At 42.2% G+C, this 20,245-nt stretch carries 19 protein-coding genes; 9 read left to right on the forward strand and 10 right to left on the reverse strand.

The genetic code is table 11. The annotated features are described in order from the left end of the window. Positions 1–67 precede the first annotated feature (67 nt). From B9G53_RS20140 to B9G53_RS20165, 6 genes are all read right to left on the reverse strand, one after another. On the reverse strand, positions 68–745 hold the full coding sequence (locus B9G53_RS20140; protein ID WP_217901636.1) for an HAD family hydrolase: 678 nt from the start codon (positions 743–745) through the stop codon (positions 68–70). Then, positions 742–1,683: a phosphoglycerate dehydrogenase gene (locus B9G53_RS20145; protein ID WP_094535257.1), complete on the reverse strand. Its 942-nt coding sequence runs from the start codon at positions 1,681–1,683 to the stop codon at positions 742–744. Before B9G53_RS20145 ends, B9G53_RS20140 begins: the two co-directional genes overlap by 4 nt. A gap of 200 nt (positions 1,684–1,883) precedes the next feature. Then, positions 1,884–2,906 carry an AEC family transporter gene (locus B9G53_RS20150; RefSeq protein WP_094535258.1) on the reverse strand — a complete coding sequence of 341 codons (1,023 nt, stop codon included), beginning with the start codon at positions 2,904–2,906 and terminating at the stop codon, positions 1,884–1,886. Between the two features lie 199 nt (positions 2,907–3,105). Then, entirely contained in the window at positions 3,106–3,867 is a 762-nt protein-coding gene (locus B9G53_RS20155) for an SDR family NAD(P)-dependent oxidoreductase (protein WP_094535259.1), read from the reverse strand. Positions 3,868–3,940: 73 nt separating this feature from the next. Beyond that, positions 3,941–4,390, reverse strand: coding sequence for a cupin domain-containing protein (locus B9G53_RS20160; RefSeq protein WP_176453287.1), 450 nt, complete (start codon positions 4,388–4,390; stop codon positions 3,941–3,943). A gap of 78 nt (positions 4,391–4,468) precedes the next feature. Continuing rightward, on the reverse strand, positions 4,469–6,040 hold the full coding sequence (locus tag B9G53_RS20165) for an iron uptake porin (RefSeq protein WP_254923749.1): 1,572 nt from the start codon (positions 6,038–6,040) through the stop codon (positions 4,469–4,471). A 498-nt stretch (positions 6,041–6,538) separates the two neighbouring features. Here B9G53_RS20165 and B9G53_RS27560 point away from each other — a divergent pair, with 498 nt between their 5' ends. Continuing rightward, positions 6,539–6,712, forward strand: a complete 174-nt coding sequence (locus tag B9G53_RS27560; RefSeq protein WP_176453288.1) for a hypothetical protein — start codon at positions 6,539–6,541, stop codon at positions 6,710–6,712. 121 nt (positions 6,713–6,833) lie between these two features. After that, the gene (locus B9G53_RS20170) at positions 6,834–7,088 is read left to right on the forward strand and encodes a YciI family protein (protein ID WP_094535262.1); all 255 of its coding nucleotides are present in this window, start codon (positions 6,834–6,836) and stop codon (positions 7,086–7,088) included. Between the two features lie 26 nt (positions 7,089–7,114). Here the strand turns inward: B9G53_RS20170 and B9G53_RS20175 are convergent, their stop codons facing one another. Next, positions 7,115–8,125 (reverse strand): AI-2E family transporter, encoded by a 1,011-nt coding sequence (locus B9G53_RS20175; protein ID WP_254923750.1) that lies wholly within the window; start codon positions 8,123–8,125, stop codon positions 7,115–7,117. A 263-nt stretch (positions 8,126–8,388) separates the two neighbouring features. On the opposite strand from B9G53_RS20175, the gene B9G53_RS20180 reads away from it, so the two are divergent. The 3 genes from B9G53_RS20180 to B9G53_RS20190 all read left to right on the forward strand — a co-directional run bounded on the left by B9G53_RS20180 (position 8,389) and on the right by B9G53_RS20190 (position 11,583). Continuing rightward, a complete protein-coding gene (locus B9G53_RS20180; RefSeq protein WP_094535264.1) occupies positions 8,389–9,168 on the forward strand; it encodes an ABC transporter permease in 780 nt (259 codons plus the stop codon). Between the two features lie 111 nt (positions 9,169–9,279). After that, positions 9,280–10,224, forward strand: coding sequence for a prolyl aminopeptidase (gene pip / locus B9G53_RS20185; protein WP_094535265.1), 945 nt, complete (start codon positions 9,280–9,282; stop codon positions 10,222–10,224). Between the two features lie 72 nt (positions 10,225–10,296). After that, positions 10,297–11,583: a glycosyltransferase family 4 protein gene (locus B9G53_RS20190; RefSeq protein ID WP_094535266.1), complete on the forward strand. Its 1,287-nt coding sequence runs from the start codon at positions 10,297–10,299 to the stop codon at positions 11,581–11,583. A 58-nt stretch (positions 11,584–11,641) separates the two neighbouring features. On the opposite strand, the gene B9G53_RS20195 is transcribed toward B9G53_RS20190, so the two are convergent. Further along, positions 11,642–12,007 carry a YraN family protein gene (locus tag B9G53_RS20195; protein ID WP_094535267.1) on the reverse strand — a complete coding sequence of 122 codons (366 nt, stop codon included), beginning with the start codon at positions 12,005–12,007 and terminating at the stop codon, positions 11,642–11,644. 101 nt (positions 12,008–12,108) lie between these two features. On the opposite strand from B9G53_RS20195, the gene B9G53_RS20200 reads away from it, so the two are divergent. The 3 genes from B9G53_RS20200 (at position 12,109) to devC (ending at position 17,168) form a co-directional block, all read left to right on the forward strand. Then, positions 12,109–12,627: a pentapeptide repeat-containing protein gene (locus tag B9G53_RS20200; protein WP_094535268.1), complete on the forward strand. Its 519-nt coding sequence runs from the start codon at positions 12,109–12,111 to the stop codon at positions 12,625–12,627. 204 nt (positions 12,628–12,831) lie between these two features. Beyond that, positions 12,832–15,999 (forward strand): SpoIIE family protein phosphatase, encoded by a 3,168-nt coding sequence (locus B9G53_RS20205; RefSeq protein WP_094535269.1) that lies wholly within the window; start codon positions 12,832–12,834, stop codon positions 15,997–15,999. After that, positions 15,999–17,168: an ABC transporter permease DevC gene (gene devC / locus B9G53_RS20210; RefSeq protein WP_094535270.1), complete on the forward strand. Its 1,170-nt coding sequence runs from the start codon at positions 15,999–16,001 to the stop codon at positions 17,166–17,168. Before B9G53_RS20205 ends, devC begins: the two co-directional genes overlap by 1 nt. A 264-nt stretch (positions 17,169–17,432) precedes the next feature. Here devC and hemF read toward each other — a convergent pair whose 3' ends face one another. Beyond that, positions 17,433–18,455: an oxygen-dependent coproporphyrinogen oxidase gene (hemF, locus tag B9G53_RS20215; protein ID WP_094535271.1), complete on the reverse strand. Its 1,023-nt coding sequence runs from the start codon at positions 18,453–18,455 to the stop codon at positions 17,433–17,435. Between the two features lie 285 nt (positions 18,456–18,740). On the opposite strand from hemF, the gene B9G53_RS20220 reads away from it, so the two are divergent. Continuing rightward, positions 18,741–19,295, forward strand: a complete 555-nt coding sequence (locus B9G53_RS20220; protein ID WP_094535272.1) for a GNAT family N-acetyltransferase — start codon at positions 18,741–18,743, stop codon at positions 19,293–19,295. A 35-nt stretch (positions 19,296–19,330) separates the two neighbouring features. Here B9G53_RS20220 and bchL read toward each other — a convergent pair whose 3' ends face one another. Further along, positions 19,331–20,203, reverse strand: a complete 873-nt coding sequence (bchL, locus tag B9G53_RS20225) for a ferredoxin:protochlorophyllide reductase (ATP-dependent) iron-sulfur ATP-binding protein (protein WP_176453290.1) — start codon at positions 20,201–20,203, stop codon at positions 19,331–19,333. Positions 20,204–20,245: the final 42 nt, after the last annotated feature.

Below are 20,245 nucleotides of genomic sequence, written 5' to 3' on the forward strand. Positions count from 1 at the left end.
AAAGCAAGCAAAACTGGAAATCTCAGAATGCAATATAAACATTGCTTGGCAACGCTTATATTGCATTTTATATGACTAGTTCAACTAGGTCTGGGAGAACTATTGTCCCTACGGGAAAGGGATCAGTTTTAGGATATTGCATCACCCTGCCTATAAATTTTACACCCGCAGCGATCGCCCCTTCATAATCAGCGATCGCATCGCCAACCATCAATACGCGATCGGGCGCAAAATCATATTTCGACAAAATATCCTGAATAATGTCTCCTTTTTGGGCTGGAGAACCATGTACAGACACAAAATAATGGCTCATCTTCCGACGTGACACAATCCTTTTTAACTCTTGATCGGGAGTTCCTGAAGCAACAAATAGGGGAGTGGATTGATAATTATTTTCTAAAAGCTCGTAGGCTCCTAACACGTAAACAGCATCCACCACTGCATCTTCGACATATTGCGAAAACAGATTTCCCAGTCTCAGTTCCTCTTCATTGGTTAAGACTTTCCCAAGTAAAACCTCATGATAATACCGAAACTTATCAAATCTGGATACGCCTCCATGAAGTAGATGATAGGCTTTTACCTGCTCGACAATGCGATCGCCATATTCTGCGTATAAAGCACCAAAAGCCTGCGTTTTGACATCCACTGACTCTACAAGGACTCCATCAAAATCAAACACGATCGCATCATATTTTTTAGGGATGCTTTTAGTCATGATTTCGGTCATGGTATTTTGAATCACTTAGCTAAACCTAGATTTACGAGGCTATCAAATAGATTTTGAGAAGCTTCTTGTTCCATCTGGGTTCGGGCTTCTTTAGCATAGGAACCCATATGGGGAGTTAAAATAACTTGAGGCAAGGCACAGAGTTTTCCAGAATATGGCTCTTCTTCAAACACATCAAGGGCTGCACCTGACAAATGCCCAGAAACTAGCGCCTCATACAAAGCTTCTTCATCAACTAGCCCCCCTCTCGAAGTATTAATTAAAATACTACCTGCTTGCATTTTATTAATAAAGTTACGATCAACTAAATGATGATTGTCTTGGTTATAGGGAACGTGGATCGTGATTACAGTTGAACGGGCGATAAATTCATCTAAAGATGGGATGCAAACGGTATCAGCAAATAGCGAATCATCACGGAAAATGTCATAGGCGATTCTCTTTGTCCCAAAAGTTTTTAACAACTGCCCTACGCGATTGCCAACTCTCCCATAGCCCAACAGTCCCACCACTTGAGAAGCCAGTAATTTGCCCATGAGAGGCTTCCATGTACCTTCACGCAAAATGCGATCGGCTTCTGACGTGCGTCTCAAAAGGGAGAGGATCAGGCTCACTGTTAACTCAGCCACAGCAATTACAGGAGCTGTAGGGGTAATATGAACTGGAATTCCCAATTCTTGAGCCACCACGAGATCGACACTATCGGTTCCAATACCACAACGTGAAATTACTTTTAGAGATTTAGTTGAGCTTAAAACATTACGAGTCAGAGGTTCAACACCTGCGATCATGCCCACAATAGCATCATCACTGAGTAGCTCTAGGACTTCTGTTTCTTTGAGCTTTCTACCATAGGGATTTAAAATAATTTCAAAGCCTTGAGCTTGGAGACTTTGCAATACCTGATTATTTTTTACATCAAAAGAAGAAGTACTGATCAGTAGTTTAGGCATGTTTTTATCGCTTCCTAGATTGACCTTATCAATTCTGTCAAGAATTCCTCAGTAAGTCTACATAACTATGGCTGATATATTCAATTATTTTTCGTGCAAAGATTAGATTAAATTGATGTTTTTTGTTTATTTAGTTAGCATGAAAATAGGCTTAAAACTAATTAAAGCTATTGGTATATAGATGAGACTAAACATAGAGACTATGAAAATAGCCATAACCAAATAGGTATGGTGAACAGTAAAAGAACTACACCAAAAGCTAAGGTTGTAACTGTTAAATCACGATCCAGATTATAGGCTTGGGCAATCACAAGGGTCGAGAAAGCTGGTGGCATTGCCATTTGTAAAACCATCGCCATCCGAGGTTCCCCCGTTACTCCAAAAAACATTAGCCCTGTACCAACTACTAATGGAGTAAACAGCATCTTAATCGATAGGCAAGTTAAGGCTCTCTTGACATTGCGTAGCGTCTTTAATTGACTTAGCTGCATCCCAATCATCACCAGTGACAAAGTTATAGTTGTCTCTGCGATCATACTCATGCTAGAGGTAACTAACGTAGGCAAGGGGAGAAATTTCATCCCCACACCAATCGGTAAGCTCCATAATGCGGGAGTCTTTGCCATCGATACAAATGGATTCGGCTGCTTCTGCCCACTAGACATACTGCCATAGCGACTAGCTAAAGCAATTCCGACAGAATAGGCGGCGATCGTTGAGCCAATCAAATCATAAAACAGCGCCCAAGCAAAATATTTTGGACCAACTAGAACTCTACTGACGGGATACCCCATAAAAGCGGTATTTCCTAAAGTCATGGCAAGTAAGAAACTTCCCTGAGTTGCCCCTGACCAAGAAGTTTCATGCTCTAAAGTTGCATCCACACTGGGATTTGCTTCCAGATTCTTTTCTCTAGCTGTAATCCCTCTCGATAACTTACTAAATCTTTCGTCACTTACACCGAGATCAATCCAAATCCAAGCTAGCCCTGCACCTACTAGAATTGCAACCCAAGCCGTAGTCGGCGCAATCACAATCCATCCTGATAGATCCGCTTGACGCAGAAAAGAAACAATACTGATGGGAACACCGACAAACAGTAAAGCTTTACCAAGATAAGTAGTGAAGATCTTGGGGAGGAGCTTTCCTAAGACATAGCCCAAGAGAGTCCATCCAATTAACCTCACGTAAAGTATAACGAGAGGATTTTCTAACGTGAGCATAAAATTTCAACCATAGGAACTAAGTATGAAAGTTGAGAAAGAAATTACAGTATTTGTTATACCAAAACACAAAATGGCTACGCCATTTTGTGTTTTTAAAACCCTTACTAGGTTTGGTTTTTAATTCATAAAAATGTGACTACACTTTTGTGAATTGGTATTACTTGTTTGTTTCAAAAGCAATACAGATTACGTGTTACTACAATTGTCCTCCATTTACATCAACAATCGCACCTGTCATATAGCTAGATAGTTGTGATGCTAGAAATAGAATTACATTTACCTGTTCTTCCATTGAGGCAATTCTACCCAGAGGAATGGAGTCGATCAACTTTTGTTCTGCTTCAGGTGGTAACGTCGCTGCTAGCATCGGTGTGTAAGTTTGGCTCGGACAAACCACATTAACATTAATTTGAAAAGGAGCTAGCTCGTAAGCAAGCTGTCTCGTAAAGCCAATTACTCCTGCTTTTGAGGTAACGTAATGAATGCCTGACAATTTACTGCGAAAATGTCCTGCGATCGAGGAAACATTGATGATTTTGCCGCTTTGTTGTTGCTTCATGATCGGCACTACATGTTTGCAACAGAGAAACTGACTCGTGAGATTTGTTGCCATAACTTTGTTCCAATCCTCAAGGGAAATATCCTCAATCTTGGCAACTTGGTTAATGGCAGCATTATTGATCAAGATATCAATCTGTCCATAGGTCTGGAAGACTGTGGCGATCGCCTGTTTAACTTGATCTTCGTCAGAAACATCACAGGGGAGCGACAATGCGGATTTACCCGTTGCATTTAGTTCTGAAGCGATCGCCTCTGCACCACTACGCGAGATAAACACAGTATGCGCTCCGTAATTAGCGATCGCCTCAGCCACAGCCTGACCGATACCACTACTTGCCCCAGTAACAACTGCAACTTTTCCCTTAAAATCATGGGGAAATTCATGGGGTTTAGTCATAAGCTGAATCAACTAATTTAAATGTTTTTTGAGCAATGAAGTGCCGCGCTATGCGCGGCACTTCATTGCTTATTTAGTTTTCAATAAAAACGTGATCTTCCACAAAGATATGATTTACATCAGGTTTGCCGATCGCCAAACGAATTGAAGGTTTATCGCCAACAACACGAATATTATGGATTACCTTGCGCGGTACAAAAATGATGTCGTCCTTAGTAGCACGGTAAGCTCCATGTCCCTCCACATCCCACTCTAGTTCGCCTTCCATTACTACCCACCACTCATCTTCGTTGGCATGATAGTGAGTACGATTACTTTCACCAGGTTTCTGACAAATCATGACCGCACTCATCATGTCAGTATAAATAAGACGTACTGACCAAGATGGTTCACCCATCTCTTTTTTGATGTCTTCTAAACGATTGAAAATACGATTAATGCTGTCATGGGTATTCGCTTTGGCAACACCATCATCTTTCATTACCGTAGCAAGGTCGCGGTCTTGTTTAGCGATCGTGGTCATAGCTAAAGTACTCCATTGAAGTTTTATGTAAATTATCATAATAAAGATAAAGGCACGCTAAGCGTGCCTTTATCTTTATTAGAACGTGAACGTTGTGCGAATTACACCAACAGTTGCGGTTGGATTACCACTAGCACCTTCAGGATTAAACACCCAAAAAACACCAGGAGTAATACTGATATTCTTGCTGACTCGATAGCGATAGAAAAGCTCTAAATGATAAGGAGTCGAATCAATAGCTCTACCATTAGATGTGCCAAAGGAAGCAAGTCCACCTACGGAACTACGTTTAATTGGCTGACCGAATAAAACGCTTGCGGCACTTCCTTCACTAAATAAATCATTGAAGGTCAAACCTGCAATCCAACTTGTAAAGGTTGTGGAAGCTGTATTATTGACTGAATCTGCAAATATCCATGTTCCCCAAGTATGGAAAGAGATTTTCGGCGTGATTTTCCAAGCCAAGTTTCCACCAATTGAATTAGCTCTCAAAGAGGTGACTCCAGTCGCACTTATAGACTCGGTGCTCACTAAACCCGTACTTAAAGAGTTACCTTGATGATAAGTATTAGCATAGGTAATAGAAGCATCAAGATTCTCAGTAGGCTTGAACAAAAGCTGAACTAGAGCAATGGTTGATCCACCAAATAAACCACCTTGTCCACCAGGTGAAGGCGAAGCTGCATTGGATGCACCGTAACCTGCTTGAATTTTGAATTGATCGGAAACCTTCCAATCAAAGGCAAATAGAGAAGATGTACCAGCAATCCGCATTAGGGGATCAAAGCGACCGAACCGAGAAATTGAACCTTGACCATTGCTAGCTACAGGTGAAAGTACGGTGAAGAATTCATCGGGGAAGCTGATTGGTGCAACGTAAAGAGTTACTTTATTGTCAAAGACAGGGAATTTATAATCAAGAAGACTAAGTGCAAAAGAGTTGTCTGTTACAACTGCGCCAGGTCCAATTCTGACTGAGTTCGTTCCTAACAAAGTCGCAAGGCTACTTGAACCTACACTATTGCTAGCCGCAGCAAGGTTGTTACCAGTTTCCAAGCGAGTTCTGAGAGCATCTTTACCTGTAAAACTAGTGTTAAGAACAAGGCGAGTACGATTACCTAGGGTGACGTTGGATCTAGCATCGTTTGGTCCACCACTACCTGCGGTTGCCGAGAAGATGACTTCGCCAGTGAGTTTTGTCGTGGTGGAAAATTGTTGTGCTTCTAGCTTGGCAGTTTTGGCATCAAGGGCATCAACACGACCGCGTAAGGTAGCAAGTTCAGCCGCAAACTCTTCCTGTAACTTTTGTAGAGTAGCTAAGTCTTCTTTACTAACTTTGTCAGCTAGTCCTGCCGAGATGATTTCATTGATTTTGTCGAGGCAAGCATTCAAACCTGCGGCAAATTCATAGCGGCTAGTAGATTGGTTGCCACGATAAGTACTATCTGGGTAGCCTGCAATACATCCATAGCGTTCAACGAGAGACTGCAAGGCAGTGAAAGCCCAGTCAGTTGGTCTTACATCACTGAGTTGAGATACTGATGTAACATTTTGTGCTTGAGTGGTTAAAGGGTCTAGCTGTATAGCTTTATAAGTGTCAGGATTGTTAGACAATGTCGGTGTTTCTGCATGAGCCAGATTCGACGACATGGACAAAGCTGTTAAAAAAGACAGACAAGCTACAGTACGAGCAGAAGAACTTTTTACCTTAAACATCCTAAAGATCATCCTCTTGATACACCTAACATATAGGTTAAACTTCTTAGCCTTGGATGTCAAAGGCATATTTGGCTGATATTTTAAAGCAAATAAAAGAGAGTAATTTGCCATCTTTAATATTTGCTTAGGCTAGCTAATATAGTCTTGAGAGTCAGTTGATTGAGAGTATTTAGCTCTTGTTGAGGGTGACTAAGCAGACGAGATCGCATTTCATCATTCAATCCTTGAACATTGGTAAAATCTGCCCCTGCGATACTTTCAAATTTCTCAAAATCCGCAGATGTATATAAATAGTTTGTAACTGAATATTACGAAAATACTGGCTAGCAAGAAGAATTATTGAGAACCATCAACGGGTTTGAGTGGCTGCTGTAGGCTAGCAATCATTAAGTATCAAAATTTTTTAATTTAACAGTCGGTATTTTCAAAATGTACAATAAATCAACTAAAGATCCAGTAGTTGCCGCAGTTACAGCAGGTTTAGGTGCAGGTGCAGTTGCTTGTTTTAGCGTCAGCCAAGGACAAAATGTTCTTGTCGCGATCGGTGTAACTGTTTTTGCTACCACAGTTGCTTTAATTGTTGATCGCTTGTTTTTTAACTAAAATCAATACTCATGAATAAAATAATAGAGGCGTGTTTTGCACGCCTCTATTATTTTGAAATAGTGAATTTATATCTATAGGGATAGCTGAAAAATTGAGTACTGAACTTAAAAAATTTGTGATGTGGGGCAGCTATTGCGATAACGTTCTCGAAAAACGTGCGCCCTTTCGTCAAGCCCATCTTGATAACCTTAAGGCATTGCATGAGGCAGGGACATTGCTAACAGTTGGTCCTACTCAAGATGTGACCAAAGTCTTTGCTATATACGTCACGGCAGATATTGCCACAGCAAGGAATTTAGTAGAGTCAGATCCCTATTGGCAAAATGGTATTTGGACAGATTACGAAATCCATGAATGGATTCAGGTTTACTAAAGAATAAAGGGACGCTTTGCGTCCCTTTATTCTTTAGTATCAGGATCTTCATCATTGGTACGTGCCACAAAATGATTGAAAAGAATTCTGCTAGTACCTGCGATCGGTGGAGCAACGATCGCACCAACTACCCCAAAAAGCTCGGCTCCCACAATAATCGAAAGCAAAAGCTCAAAGGGATCGAGATTCAAATAAGGAGCGACTAGCCAAGGCTGAAGGATAAAGGCTTCAATTTGTTGGAGGGCAAAGCAAATAAATAGGGCGATCGCACCTCTATTAAAATCAACACCCCATGCCGCGATAAAAATTGCGACTAGCGCCACTAGCCCACCGATATAAGGAATTAAATTGGAGATCGCCACTAATAGCCCCAAGGCTCCTGCGTAGGGGATTCCACAAATAGAGAGCGTTAAATATGTGCAGAAACCAAGCAAGCTAGATGTGCCAACTCGACCCACCACATAGGCTCCTAGACATCTCGTAATTGGGGGGATAAGAATTTCAACCTGTTGGCGAATCTCCTTAGAAAAAGGACGTAAGCACCTTCGCACAAGACTATCAGAATTAATCACCATATAAGCAGCAATCAACATACTGAGAATGCCAATCCCGATCGCATTCACTACTTGTAAGGTAAACACAAAAGTCTGACTAACAATATCCTTGCCAAGGTTTTGGGCTTGATCAATCAATGGCTGCGTTTGGAAAATGCGCCTGAGTTCATCTTGGCTAAAATTCAATAGCCCACCTTTAGGCAATTGAATCTGCTCTAACAAAGTTGGCAACTTAATAAAAAATTGACCAAGTTCTAAAATAATCTGCGGTGCTGGCGCGATCGCCAAAACGATCACTATTAATAAGAATAAATAGAGTGCTACCACCGCCCATACTCGATTTAAGCCGATTTTCCAGCGATCGTATTTAAAGCGAAAACTCGTGATCTGCTCAACTATCGGGGTGATTGCCCCTGCTAAAAACATACTAGTCAGCAATAACTGCACAGTCTGCTGCAACCGAAAGGCAAGATAAATTGCCACAGCGATTATTGCAATGCGTTTAAGATATTTGCTAAAAAAATTTTTGCCATTTAACACAGTTTTTCATCTCTGACTGGCAGTTATACCAATTCACCAAAATGTCGTCACACTTTGATGAATTAAAAACCAAACCCAGCAAGGGTTTTAAAAACACAAAATGGTGTAGCCCTTTGTGTTTTGGTATTGTTAGGGATCGATCAAAGCTTCTTGTCGCCTCTAACTATAATTACCATAGCAAGCCACTCAATTACTAAAAATTTCACATGAACTATGGGTATGAAGCGATCGCGATCGGGCGACGTATTTTATTAGAGCTATTTCGCACATATCGGACTTTGCTTTTATGGGTGATCTTTCCCATCTCAATGCTGTTACTCAATGGCTTCGTCTTGGCAGAAGGCTCAAAAATCACGGCGGCTGAATCCTTTAAACTAGCAGCTCCTGCAAGCTTAATCGGCTCAGCGCTGTTTTTTAGTTGTCTGGGCGGCACGATGTCCACGATTGTCTCCGAGCGAGAGAGCCTGACGATTAAGCGTTTATTAATTTCGCCGATCAATGGAATTTCGTACTTTCTCGGTATCTTCTTTGCCTATGCAGCGATCGGGATTGGGCAGACTCTGATCATTTATACAGTGGCGGCTTTTTGGGAAGTACGTTTTAGTGGCTCGATCGCTTTGGGGATTTTCGTGATTTTGGCAAGCATTGGTTCCTATGTGGGCATGGGATTTGTAATTGCCACAAAATTTGCGCGGAAGGTCGAGGATGTTAATTCTTTGGTCGCAGGGGTAGGCGTACCATTATTAATTTTAGGTGGGGCATTTTTCCCAACCACTTTTTTATCAAAAGATTTACTCTTGATTACCCAATTCAATCCTGTCTATCACATGAGCGAAGCATTTACGGCTCTCTCCACTGATAGCAAAACTCTCACCAGCCCAGACATGATCATACATTTTAGATTTTTGATAGGCTTCTTTATCGTGGCGATCGCCTCAGGTTGGCTGACCTATAAACGCATGTTGCAAAATGAAAGTCACCTATAAAGCAAAAACAGAAAGAACGCATAGCGTTCTTTCTGTTTTTCTGGCATTAAGTTGCTATATTAGGCACTTCAATAACTTAATCAGGCAATAAATCCTTTTTAAAAGCACTTTATGCGTGAACTATATCCAGCGATCGAGCCATATATACAGGGAATGCTCGAAGTTTCCAACTTACACACCATTTATTTTGAAGAATCGGGCAATCCTCAAGGTAAGCCAGTAGTAATTTTGCATGGTGGTCCTGGAGGAGGTAGCCAACCACTGTATCGCCAGTATTTTCATCCCGACTTGTGGCGGATTGTCCAATTTGACCAACGTGGCTGTGGTCGCAGTATTCCCCATGCTGAACTCACCGAAAACAACACATGGCATTTAGTCGAAGATATTGAAACTTTGCGAAACCATCTCAACATTAACGATTGGGTTGTATCTGGTGGTAGTTGGGGCAGCACCCTCGCTCTTGCCTATAGTGAAAAACACCCTGAATATTGCCAAGCCTTAATTTTGAGGGGCATTTTTATGCTGCGGCGCAAAGAATTAGCGTGGTTTTATCAAGAGGGGGCAGGTTATTTTTTTCCTGAAGCTTGGGAACAATACGTTGAACTAATTCCCACGGATGAACGTCACGATATGATCGCCGCTTACTATCGCCGCCTCACTAGTAATGATCATCATGTGCGATCGCAGGCAGCCCGTGCTTGGTCAGTTTGGGAAGCCAGTACTAGTAAGCTCATCCCTGACCTAGAACTAATAGCTCGCTTCGGCACAGAGGATTTCGCTGAAGCCTTTGCGAGACTAGAATGCCACTATTTTATGAACAACGGCTTTTTCAAGTCAGAAAGGCAACTTCTAGAAAATATTGATCGCATTCGGCATATTCCCACAACTATTGTCCAAGGTCGTTATGATGTGGTCTGCCCCATGTTTACAGCTTGGGAATTACATCAAACCTTTCCCGAAGCTGAGTTTATTGTTGTGCCTGATGCAGGACACTCCATGACTGAGGTTGGCATTCGTAGCGCTTTAATTGAAGCGGGCGATCGCCTTGTCCAATAAAAAGCCACCCCAAAACCTGATACGGGGCTAGTTTTAGCAGGTTAGGAATAAACACAACTAACGAGTGAGATGATGGCAAAAAAGCAACAGGTAAAAACCAGCATTAGTATCATTACTCAATTTTATCCGCCAGACTATGCAGCAACTGGACAATTTGTATATGACTTAGCAGGGGCTTTGGCTGAAGAAGGATTTGAGGTAAGTGTGTTTACTGGGATGCCGGGATATGCGTTCAGACAAACAGATGTCAAACATGAAGAGCTTGATCATGGCGTGTTTGTACGACGCACTGGCTCTATTCATCTGATGTCTAAGCGAATTCGCAACAAAGTTTTTGGCAGTGTCTTATTCTTAGCCCGATGTGTTGTTAAATTTCTGAGCAAAGACATCCGTGGCTCACATCTTGTATTAACTTCTGCACCGCCATTTTTAGGATTAATTGGATGGTTTTACAATAAAGTTTTTGGTCATACCTACAGCTGCATTATTTATGACATTTATCCTGAAGTCGCCGTTCGTTTAAAGGTAGTTGCTTCTGAGCATTGGATTATCAAATTTTGGGAATTTGTCAATCGTAAGGTTTGGGATCGCTCAGAATCATTGATCGTTCTCAGTGAACCCATGAAGCAACTATTGATTAAGAAACACAAAAATCTAGCGCATAAGATTCACGTTATTCATAGCTGGGCTGATCCTAAATTTATTACCCCACTTGCCAAGTCAGAAAATTGGTTTGCCAAACAATATGGATTAACTGATTGCTTTGTTGTACTTTATTCAGGCAATTTAGGACGTTGCCATGATAGTAAAACAATGCTCAAGTGCGCTCAATTACTCATCGGTCGCATTGACATCAAATTTGTATTTATTGGCAATGGTGTTGGTTCACAGATGATTAAACAGGCGATCGCTGCTGGACAATTACCCAATGCGCTGCAATTGCCTTACCAAGATCGCGAAGTTTTACCATACTCATTAACTGCCTGCGATCTCTCGTTAGTAAGTATTTTGCCGAATGTGGGTGATACGATCGCGCCATCAAAAATGTATGGCATGTTAGCGGCTGGAAAACCTGTGGCAGTGATCTGTCCTACGGATAATTATTTGCGAGAAATTGTGAATGAGGGCAATTGTGGAGCTTGTTTTGAGAATGGCGATGCCCAAGGATTAGCCGATTATATTTGCTGGCTTGCGTCAAATCCTCAGTTCAAAGATAAACTTGGCAAGAATGCTCGAAAATTACTAGAACGCCACTACACTATTGATCAAGCTATTCCCAAATATATACATGCTTTAAAACTAAGAGATCACTGTCTAGATGCTGTCGATCAAAATCAACCAATTTTTCATAAAATTTAAGTTTAATACTCCTTTTCCAGTCAAAAGCTTGGTTTTGCTCTTTCTCTTGGGAAAATCGCTATGCGACAAAGGCTTGTTCAATATAATTTTGTAAGCAAAAGTCTTCTGAGGCGGTACGTCGGACTAGAGCCACATCAAACCGACAGGAAAGTGTCGCTAACTGTGGATGTTCACCTAAAAATATAGATGCAGCTCTAATGAGTTTGGCTTGCTTTTTTGGGGTAATCGCCAGACTGCCATCATCATCCCAATTCCGATTGCTGCGGGTTTTTACTTCAATAAATAGTAACCATTGGCAATCGCGAGCAATTAAATCCAACTCTCCCCAACGACACCGCCACTGAGTTTCTAAAATTTCCCACCCATTCGATTGTAAGAGTTGGGCTACGAGTATCTCCCCGCGATCGCCTACTTTTTTTACCATAAGGATTATGCGATTTATATAGACTAACCAATTTTTTGTGGCGCGAAGTAGCGCCACAAAAAATCGGTTCCTTATCTTAAGACTCAGTTATCATAAAGATTATGAAAATCACAGTTTTTACGTTACGAAATTTTACTTTTAAAGCGATCTTTAAAGCCATAAATATACTCCTGCTGTGCTTAACTCTAACTTTGACGAGCGCTCAGCCTGCTTTAGCAGATGTATATGTGAAAGCTTTTCTCGAAGGAGCCGACTTTTCGGGGCGATCACTGCAAGGCTATCAGTTTAACGAGTCCGATCTGCGGAACACATCTTTTGTTAATGCTGACGCGCAAGGAGTCAGTTTTTTTGCTGCCAATATGAAAGAGGCTAACCTAACAGGAGCAAATCTCAGCTATAGCACGCTTGATAATGCACGTCTTGACAAGGCAAACTTAACCAATGCCGTAATTCAAGGTTCATTTGCTTACGGTACTTCTTTTAATAATGTAATCATTGATGGTGCAGACTTTACGGATGTAGATTTACGTCCACCAATTCGTAAAAAGCTGTGTCTCTCAGCGAAGGGACAAAACCCTGTAACTGGGAGAATGACCCGCGAAACTCTTGAGTGCGACTAAATCCAACTGTTATGGGCTTTATGTCTTAACTTTACAGGGAATTGCCATATTTGTATTAAGTTGCCCTATTTTAGGGAGTATGATTCTCTGTGTGCATAGCACAGGATTTTTGGGAACTATTTTGAACAAATAGTTTGACTGATACAAATACTTGATATCTGTGCTAACAATACTTGTCCTGAGGATCGCTCTGCCTATCAGTGTATGCAGTTAAATGAAACTTCCAATGACCTATCAAGTGGCAGATTACTACAAAGAAGCTTATTGCCACAAAGCTTGCCTGCTTACCCTGGGCTAGATATTGCTGCGGAAGTATGGACAGCCGTAGATCTTGGTGGCGATTATTATCAGTTTTTAGAGCAATCAGGGACATTAGCTGTAGCGATCGCCGACTCTTCAGGCAAATCGGTTGCTGGAGCGATTCATGCCGCTTTATTTAAAGGACAATTGGATGCCTATGGACAGCAGGGCCGACTCCAAAATCCTTCTTCCATGTTGAATTCTTTAAACCAATTACTTTGCAAAAGCGGCACTGATGATGCGATCGCCTTTTGTTATGGTGCGCTTGATCTAGTTAACTATGAGCTGCATTTGGGTAATGCTGGTATTCCAGGACCATTAATTTATCGGGCTGAGACTAATACCTGTGAAGAGGTTGTCAATCCTGCGATCGCTCTGGGGCGTTTTGATAGTGCCACCTACAGAGCTACTTCGCGATCGCTAAATGAAGGAGATATAGCCATCTTTTTTAGTGATGGACTATTTGAGGCAACTAGTCCAGCGGGAGAAGAATTTGGCAGATCTAACGGTGCTGATATTTCCCCACTACGCAAAACTGTAATTGAACTAGCTCAATATTCGGCTACAGACATTTTGCAAGGCTTAAAGACAGCCCTTGATCAATTTTCAGAACTAGATGTTCCTGACGACGATGTTTCGATCGTTGTGATTAAACTTAAAAACAAGGTTAAATTTTCTGAACTGCGTAACTGTCCATATCTTGAAGCTTTACAAGCATGGCAACGCTCTGAAGAAACCGATGAATCTTGCCTATTGCGAGGAACACGTCTTGCTGAATCCCTAGCTTGGGCTGATGGTCAACCAGAATTACCAAGAATTGATCTCAACTTTTTGGAGGCTTCACAAAGAGTTAATGAGCGCGAACAAATGATGGCCGCGCGAGCCGCCGATGCCGATCGCCTCGAAAAACTGAGCCAAGAACTCGAAAAAAGCCTAGATTCCGAACGTCGTCAGCGCGTAATCGCCGAGATGGGCGAAATCAACGAAAAAATAGTTGCTTACACCATTTCTTCAGAAGCACTATTTCTTTCTAATAATCATATTGAAGCGATGATTGCGGGTGTAATTGGTGGTGTCCAGTTAAAACGCCTAACGACTCAAGTTGACGAAAGCACCCTTGAGAATCTACGCGCCAATACCCAAATTCGGGCAATTACTGCCCTAGAGCAAGTTGTCTATGGTACGCATGAATATAATCGCCTAGAAGGACATGGATTTTGGGTTAATAAGGTTTGCTATTCTCGCGATGGTCAATTTATTGCTTCTGCTAGTAGCGATCGCACCATCAAAATTTGGGACGCATCAGGAGTTTTACTCCAAACCTTAACCAGTCATACAAATTGGGTAACTAGCGTTGCTTTTAGCCCCAACGGCAACCTATTGGTGTCAGGTAGCCGCGACAATATGGTCAAGATCTGGAAACGTGATGAATCTACAGGTAAATTTGCCGCTCAACCCATCGCTACCCTCAGAGGTCATGAAGGTCCTGTTTTAGACGTATGTTTCAGTCATGACGGTGAGATGATTGCCTCAGCAAGCGAAGATACAACCGTTAAACTTTGGAAAAATGATGGTACTGTAATTCGGACTTTACGCGGCGGTCATGATCGTTGGGTCACCTGTGTAGCTTTTCATCCTAATAGTAAATCTCTAGTTTCAGGTAGTGCCGATCGCAACCTGATCATCTGGAATACTCTGGGCGTACCCATCAGACATTTACGAGGGCATGACAGTTTTGTCGAAAGTGTTGCCTATGCGCCCAATGGGCTGGCTATTGTTTCTGGCAGCCGCGATCGCACAGTCAAAATGTGGGGATCAGATGGAATTTTACTGAAAACTTTTTATGGACATTCTGACAAAGTGTGGAGTGTCGCCTTTAGTCATGACAATCACACAATCGCTTCAAGCGGATTTGACCGCACAATTCGCGTTTGGGACATAGAACAGGGTTTGCAATATACCTTTCAAGGACATGGTGATGTAGTTCATAGTATTGCCTTTAGTCCCGATGGCAAAACCCTTGCTTCAGCTAGTAGAGACACCACTGTAAAGCTGTGGGCAATTCGTGGTACTCCTTTAAGAACTTTGATGGGACATACAGATGAAGTGTTCTCGGTTGCCGTTAGTCCTAACTCTAAATTTTTAGCTTCCACCTGCAAAGATAAAACCGTTAATCTCTGGAATGCTAATGGCACGCTTGAGGCGGTTTTAGAAGGGCATAATGATAAAGTTAACTGCGTCACCTTCAGTCCAGATAGCTCAACCATTTTGACTGCGGCGGCTGATGCCAGCATCAAACTCTGGAGAACCGATGGAACCTTAATTGATACCATTAGCGCCCATCGTGCCGAAATTTATAAGGTTGTTTATCGTTGCGATGGTCAGGTTTTTGCTTCTTGTAGTGCGGATGGTACTGTCCGAGTTTGGAGTGCTGATGGCAAATGGCTACAAACACTAACAGGTCACACAGCCGAAGTATATAGTATCGATTTTGCTCCCGACGGCAGTATGCTCGCATCAGCTAGCAAAGACAAACTGATTAATCTCTGGAGTTGGGATGGCACTCTGCTAGGGACTTTAGACGGACATAGTGCTGAAGTTTATACAGTTTGTTTTAACCCTAATGGCAAGATGATTGCTAGCGGCAGTATGGATCAAAGTGTAAAACTTTGGAGTATTGAAGGGCAATTAATTAAAACCTTAAATGGTCACAGTGCGGAAGTCACTAGTGTCTGTTTTAGTCCCGATGGCAAATCAATTGTTTCGGCAAGTGAAGACTCCACCATTCAGTTTTGGAGTGGTGATGGTACGCTTTTACGCACCTTTAATGGACATCAAGGTCCCGTGCGAAGTGTCTGCTTTAGTCCCAATGGCAAAATTTTGGTGTCATCAGGTGAAGATCGGAAGATCATCATGTGGAATCTCGATCTCGAAAATCTGCTAATGCGCGGATGTCAATGGTTACAAGAGTATTTAAGAACGAATATTAACGTTTCTGAAGAGGATAAGCGTACCTGTTTAGGTGGCTGTGGCTGGTTGTATAAATATCTCAAATCTACTCCTCCCTCCTAATGTTTGCCATTCCCTTAGCTTGGTTACAACTTACTTATCAAAAGGGGCGACTAGCGATCGCGATCGCAGGGATCATGTTTGCAGTAATTTTGATCGCCATGCAGTTAGGTTTTCAAGAAGCCCTATTTAAAAGTGCTGTGCTGTTACACCTGAACTTGCGTAGTGATCTAGTCCTGATTCATCCTAGCTCGAATAATTTACTGAATCTGAGACAATTCTCACGCCGCCGCTTACATCAAGCTGCTGGATTTACAGGGGTCAAATCGGTGTACCCAGTATATGTTGGTCTAGCTGTGTGGAATGCAACTGAGCTTGGCGTAAAGGAAGATATTTTAGCGATTGGTGTTTCCCCCCAAGCCAACCCATTTCTATTTCCCAATATCAAACCAGATTTAGATAAAACTTTATTGCCTGATGTTGTGCTGTTTGATCGCGGCTCAAGGGAAGATTTTTATGGCTCAGTGGCTGCTGAATATGAAGCCGCGATCGCTCAAGGCAAAATCCTCACCAAAGAGGTAGCTAACCGCACCATTAGGATCGGCGGAATATTTACGATGGGAGTATCTTTTGCGGCTAACGGTACATTGATTACAAGCGAACAAAACTTCTTAAGAATTTTCCCCGATCGCCCAGTTGGAAATATTAGCTTAGGCTTAATCCAGCTAGAAAATGGAGCCAATGCGATCGCCGTTCGTGAGGCTATGCGATCGCAGTTAGATCACGATGTAAAAATATTGACTAGACAAGAATTTATTGATTTGGAGCTAAATTACTGGTCTGAAGCAACCCCGATTGGTTTTATCTTTGGCTTAGGCGTGACTATGGGCTTTATTGTTGGTGTCGTTATTGTCTACCAAGTTTTATATAAAGATGTGTCCGATCATCTAGCTGAATATGCCACCCTTAAGGCGATGGGATACAGCAACTTTTATTTGTTTAGTCTAATTTTGCAAGAATCTTTGCTGTTATCGCTCTGTGGATTTGTGCCAGCTCTATTAACTTGTGCAATTCTTTACAAGCTGACCGAAAGTGCTACGGGTTTGCTGATGGAGCTAAATAGCGATCGCATTTTGCAGTTACTATTTCTAACGATCACGATGTGTGTGATTTCAGGGACATTATCGCTTCGCAAAGTACAAACTGCCGATCCTGCGGAAATTTTTGAATAAATATTTGAATAGATGGGCGATCGCCCCTAAGCCCCAAGGTTTACTCTGAAGCGATCAATTGGGATCTATATCTAGGTATTTCCCAAAGACAATTACGCAGGTTTACATCCAATGGAGAGATTAGGCTACTACCAGAGAAACAGGAGCATCTGGCTAAGGAAGGGGCTATACAAAAGGCTAATCGGTTAGAAACAATTTTTGTGATCGCAGGGTATTTATTGATCCTGATGCATAAAAAAGCACCCTACGAGGGGTGCTTTTTTATTAGGCTTTCCAGTTAACCCAGTCTTGAGGTTTTAGGAAAGTTGTGTGCAGTTCTGCTTCAGGCGTATTTGGTTCAGGATGATAATCGTAGTCCCACCGTACTAGCGGAGGCAGCGACATCAGAATTGATTCAGTACGTCCATTGGTTTGCAAGCCAAAAATTGTGCCGCGATCATAGACGAGGTTAAATTCTACATAGCGTCCGCGACGGTATAGTTGCCATTGCTTTTCGCGATCGCCATATTCCATGTTGCGGCGACGATTGGCGATCGGGGTATAGGCTGGTAAGAAAGAGTTACCGCAGCTTTGGACAAAGGAGAAAATCTCTTCCCAAGTGCGAGGAACATCACCGATCTCATCACTCATGACTTGAGCAGTTGTTGAGTCGTTACTATTTTTGTAAAGTCCATCTTCACCGTTTTGGTAGTCAAAGAAAATGCCACCGACTCCACGAGTCTCGCCGCGATGCTTGAGGAAGAAGTAATCATCACACCACTGTTTGAACACAGGATAGTAATGAGGATTGTGGCGATCGCAAGCTTCTTTGAGTGTGGTGTGCAAATGCTTAGCATCTTCGGCAAAACCATAGTAAGGGGTGAGGTCAAGTCCGCCACCAAACCACCAGATTGGACCTGCTTCAAAATAGCGATAGTTCAGATGAACTGTTGGTGCGTAAGGATTTTTAGGATGCAGCACCATCGAAGTACCCGTTGCATAGAAAGTTTCGCCTGCAACTTCTGGGTGATGGCGCAAAATAGCTGGGGGCAATTGGGAGCCATAGACCTCAGAAAAATTTACGCCACCCTTATCAAAATAGTCGCCATCTGTAATTACACGCGATCGCCCGCCACCACCTTCAGGACGTTCCCACTGATCCTGTTTAAACTTGGCTTTGCCGTCTAGTTCCTCTAAACCTTGGCAAATGCTGTCTTGTAAGGATTGCATGAACTGTTTTACACGAGTTTTAGAATCAACAGGAACTTTGAGTAAAACCTTGCTAGGGGCGACAGGGGCGATAGTCATAATCGTTATCTTGCTACTTACTAATATTTCAGGGATTGGACTTAGGATTTTTTATAAGCGTTGATCACTAATTAAATACTGTACATTTAGTCTGTGATACCTAGGTGAAATGTAAAGCATTGTGTAGTAATTTATCGCGATCGCAAACCTATAGCTATCTATAGAGTTGGGAGCATTGCTAAGGTAAGGAACCAGATTTTTGATGGCGCGGCACGCGCCATCAAAAATCTTAAAAGGTTTTAAAATCACAAAATGGCGTAGCCACTTTGTGATTTGGTATTAACTATGCTAGATCTGCCAGACCAATTTTTAACTTTGCAAACACCACGACTCATCTTGCGAAAATTGGCGATTACCGATGCTGAAGATATTTTTGCCTATGCTAGCGATCCGCAGGTAACAACTTACACGGCATGGGAAACACATCGATCTATTAATGAGACTTATGAATATTTGAATAACTTCGTCTTTCAGATGTATCGTTCTGGAAAGGGGATGAATTGGGGAATAGTGATGAAAGAGAATGGCAAATTAATTGGAACTTGCAGTTTACATACTGCACCTGTCCATCGACGTGCTGAACTGGGATATGTGCTATCCAGAAATTATTGGGGCAATGGATTAATGACTGAGGCAGCAAAATCGGCGATCGCTTTTGGCTTTCATGTTATGCAGTTGCAAAGGATTCAGGCTATTTGCGATGTAAATAATGTGTCTTCCGCAAGGGTTTTAGAAAAAGCAGAAATGCAATTTGAGGGGATTTTGCATAACTACCTTTTTTATAAAGAACGATCATGGGATGTGAAGATGTATGCGATTACGCGATCGCTAGATCTCTAAAAAAAGCCCTCGCTAAGCGAGGGCTTTTTTGATGATTAGTCAAAACCAAGGAGGTCGAAAATTTCGCGATCCTTCAGTGGTTGAGCATACAGTGGCTCAGCATTTTCCAGCATTCCTTTAGCCAACTTAAGATACTCTTGCTGTACTTCGAGAACTTCAGGATCTGGCTCCATTTCAAACACTGTGCATTTTTTCAACCGACTGCGACGGATGGCATCAACGGTGCGGAAATGCGCCAAGGTTTTCAGACCAACGCGATCATTAAACTTGTCAATCTGATCGGTTCCTTCACTACGATTAGCAATAATGCCACCGAGACGAACGCGATAGTTTTTTGCTTTCGATTGAATTGCAGCTACGATGCGATTCATTGCAAAAATAGAATCAAAGTCATTTGCCGTAACAATCAAGCAGTAATGAGCATGTTGCAATGGCGCAGCAAAGCCACCACAAACCACGTCACCCAATACATCAAAAATTACGACATCAGTATCTTCGAGTAGATGATGTTCTTTGAGAAGCTTAACGGTTTGACCTGTGACATAGCCACCGCAACCAGTACCTGCGGGGGGACCACCAGCTTCAATACACATGACTCCGTTATAGCCTTCAAACATGAAGTCGTCAGTCTGCAATTCTTCAGAATGGAAATCAACGGTTTCGAGAACATCGATCACAGTTGGAACCATTCTCTTGGTGAGAGTAAAGGTGCTGTCATGCTTAGGATCGCAACCGATTTGCAAAACACGCTTGCCAAGGTGAGAGAATGCTGCCGATAGATTAGATGAAGTGGTTGATTTGCCAATACCGCCTTTGCCATAGACGGCAATTACCAAAGCACCTTCAATGACCATACCGGGGTCTTGATGTACCTGAACACTACCTTCTCCATCTTCACATTTAGTAATTGATGGTGGATGCGCTGTTAAAACTGCCAAAATGAACTCCTA

The sequence above is a fragment of the Pseudanabaena sp. SR411 genome (assembly GCF_002251945.1).
Classification (GTDB): Bacteria; Cyanobacteriota; Cyanobacteriia; order Pseudanabaenales; family Pseudanabaenaceae; genus Pseudanabaena.

Coding starts and splice junctions, on each gene's coding strand:
- hemF (WP_094535271.1), bottom strand. CDS start 18,455: ATGACTATCGCCCCTGTCGCCCCTAGCAAGGTTTTACTCAAAGTTCCT.
- B9G53_RS20155 (WP_094535259.1), bottom strand. CDS start 3,867: ATGACTAAACCCCATGAATTTCCCCATGATTTTAAGGGAAAAGTTGCA.
- B9G53_RS20150 (WP_094535258.1), bottom strand. CDS start 2,906: ATGCTCACGTTAGAAAATCCTCTCGTTATACTTTACGTGAGGTTAATT.
- B9G53_RS20145 (WP_094535257.1), bottom strand. CDS start 1,683: ATGCCTAAACTACTGATCAGTACTTCTTCTTTTGATGTAAAAAATAAT.
- devC (WP_094535270.1), top strand. CDS start 15,999: ATGTTTGCCATTCCCTTAGCTTGGTTACAACTTACTTATCAAAAGGGG.
- B9G53_RS20180 (WP_094535264.1), top strand. CDS start 8,389: ATGAACTATGGGTATGAAGCGATCGCGATCGGGCGACGTATTTTATTA.
- B9G53_RS20170 (WP_094535262.1), top strand. CDS start 6,834: ATGTGGGGCAGCTATTGCGATAACGTTCTCGAAAAACGTGCGCCCTTT.
- B9G53_RS20200 (WP_094535268.1), top strand. CDS start 12,109: ATGAAAATCACAGTTTTTACGTTACGAAATTTTACTTTTAAAGCGATC.
- B9G53_RS20165 (WP_254923749.1), bottom strand. CDS start 6,040: ATGTCGTCGAATCTGGCTCATGCAGAAACACCGACATTGTCTAACAAT.
- B9G53_RS20160 (WP_176453287.1), bottom strand. CDS start 4,390: ATGACCACGATCGCTAAACAAGACCGCGACCTTGCTACGGTAATGAAA.
- B9G53_RS20190 (WP_094535266.1), top strand. CDS start 10,297: ATGGCAAAAAAGCAACAGGTAAAAACCAGCATTAGTATCATTACTCAA.
- B9G53_RS20205 (WP_094535269.1), top strand. CDS start 12,832: ATGCAGTTAAATGAAACTTCCAATGACCTATCAAGTGGCAGATTACTA.
- B9G53_RS20220 (WP_094535272.1), top strand. CDS start 18,741: ATGCTAGATCTGCCAGACCAATTTTTAACTTTGCAAACACCACGACTC.
- pip (WP_094535265.1), top strand. CDS start 9,280: ATGCGTGAACTATATCCAGCGATCGAGCCATATATACAGGGAATGCTC.
- B9G53_RS20195 (WP_094535267.1), bottom strand. CDS start 12,007: ATGGTAAAAAAAGTAGGCGATCGCGGGGAGATACTCGTAGCCCAACTC.
- B9G53_RS27560 (WP_176453288.1), top strand. CDS start 6,539: ATGTACAATAAATCAACTAAAGATCCAGTAGTTGCCGCAGTTACAGCA.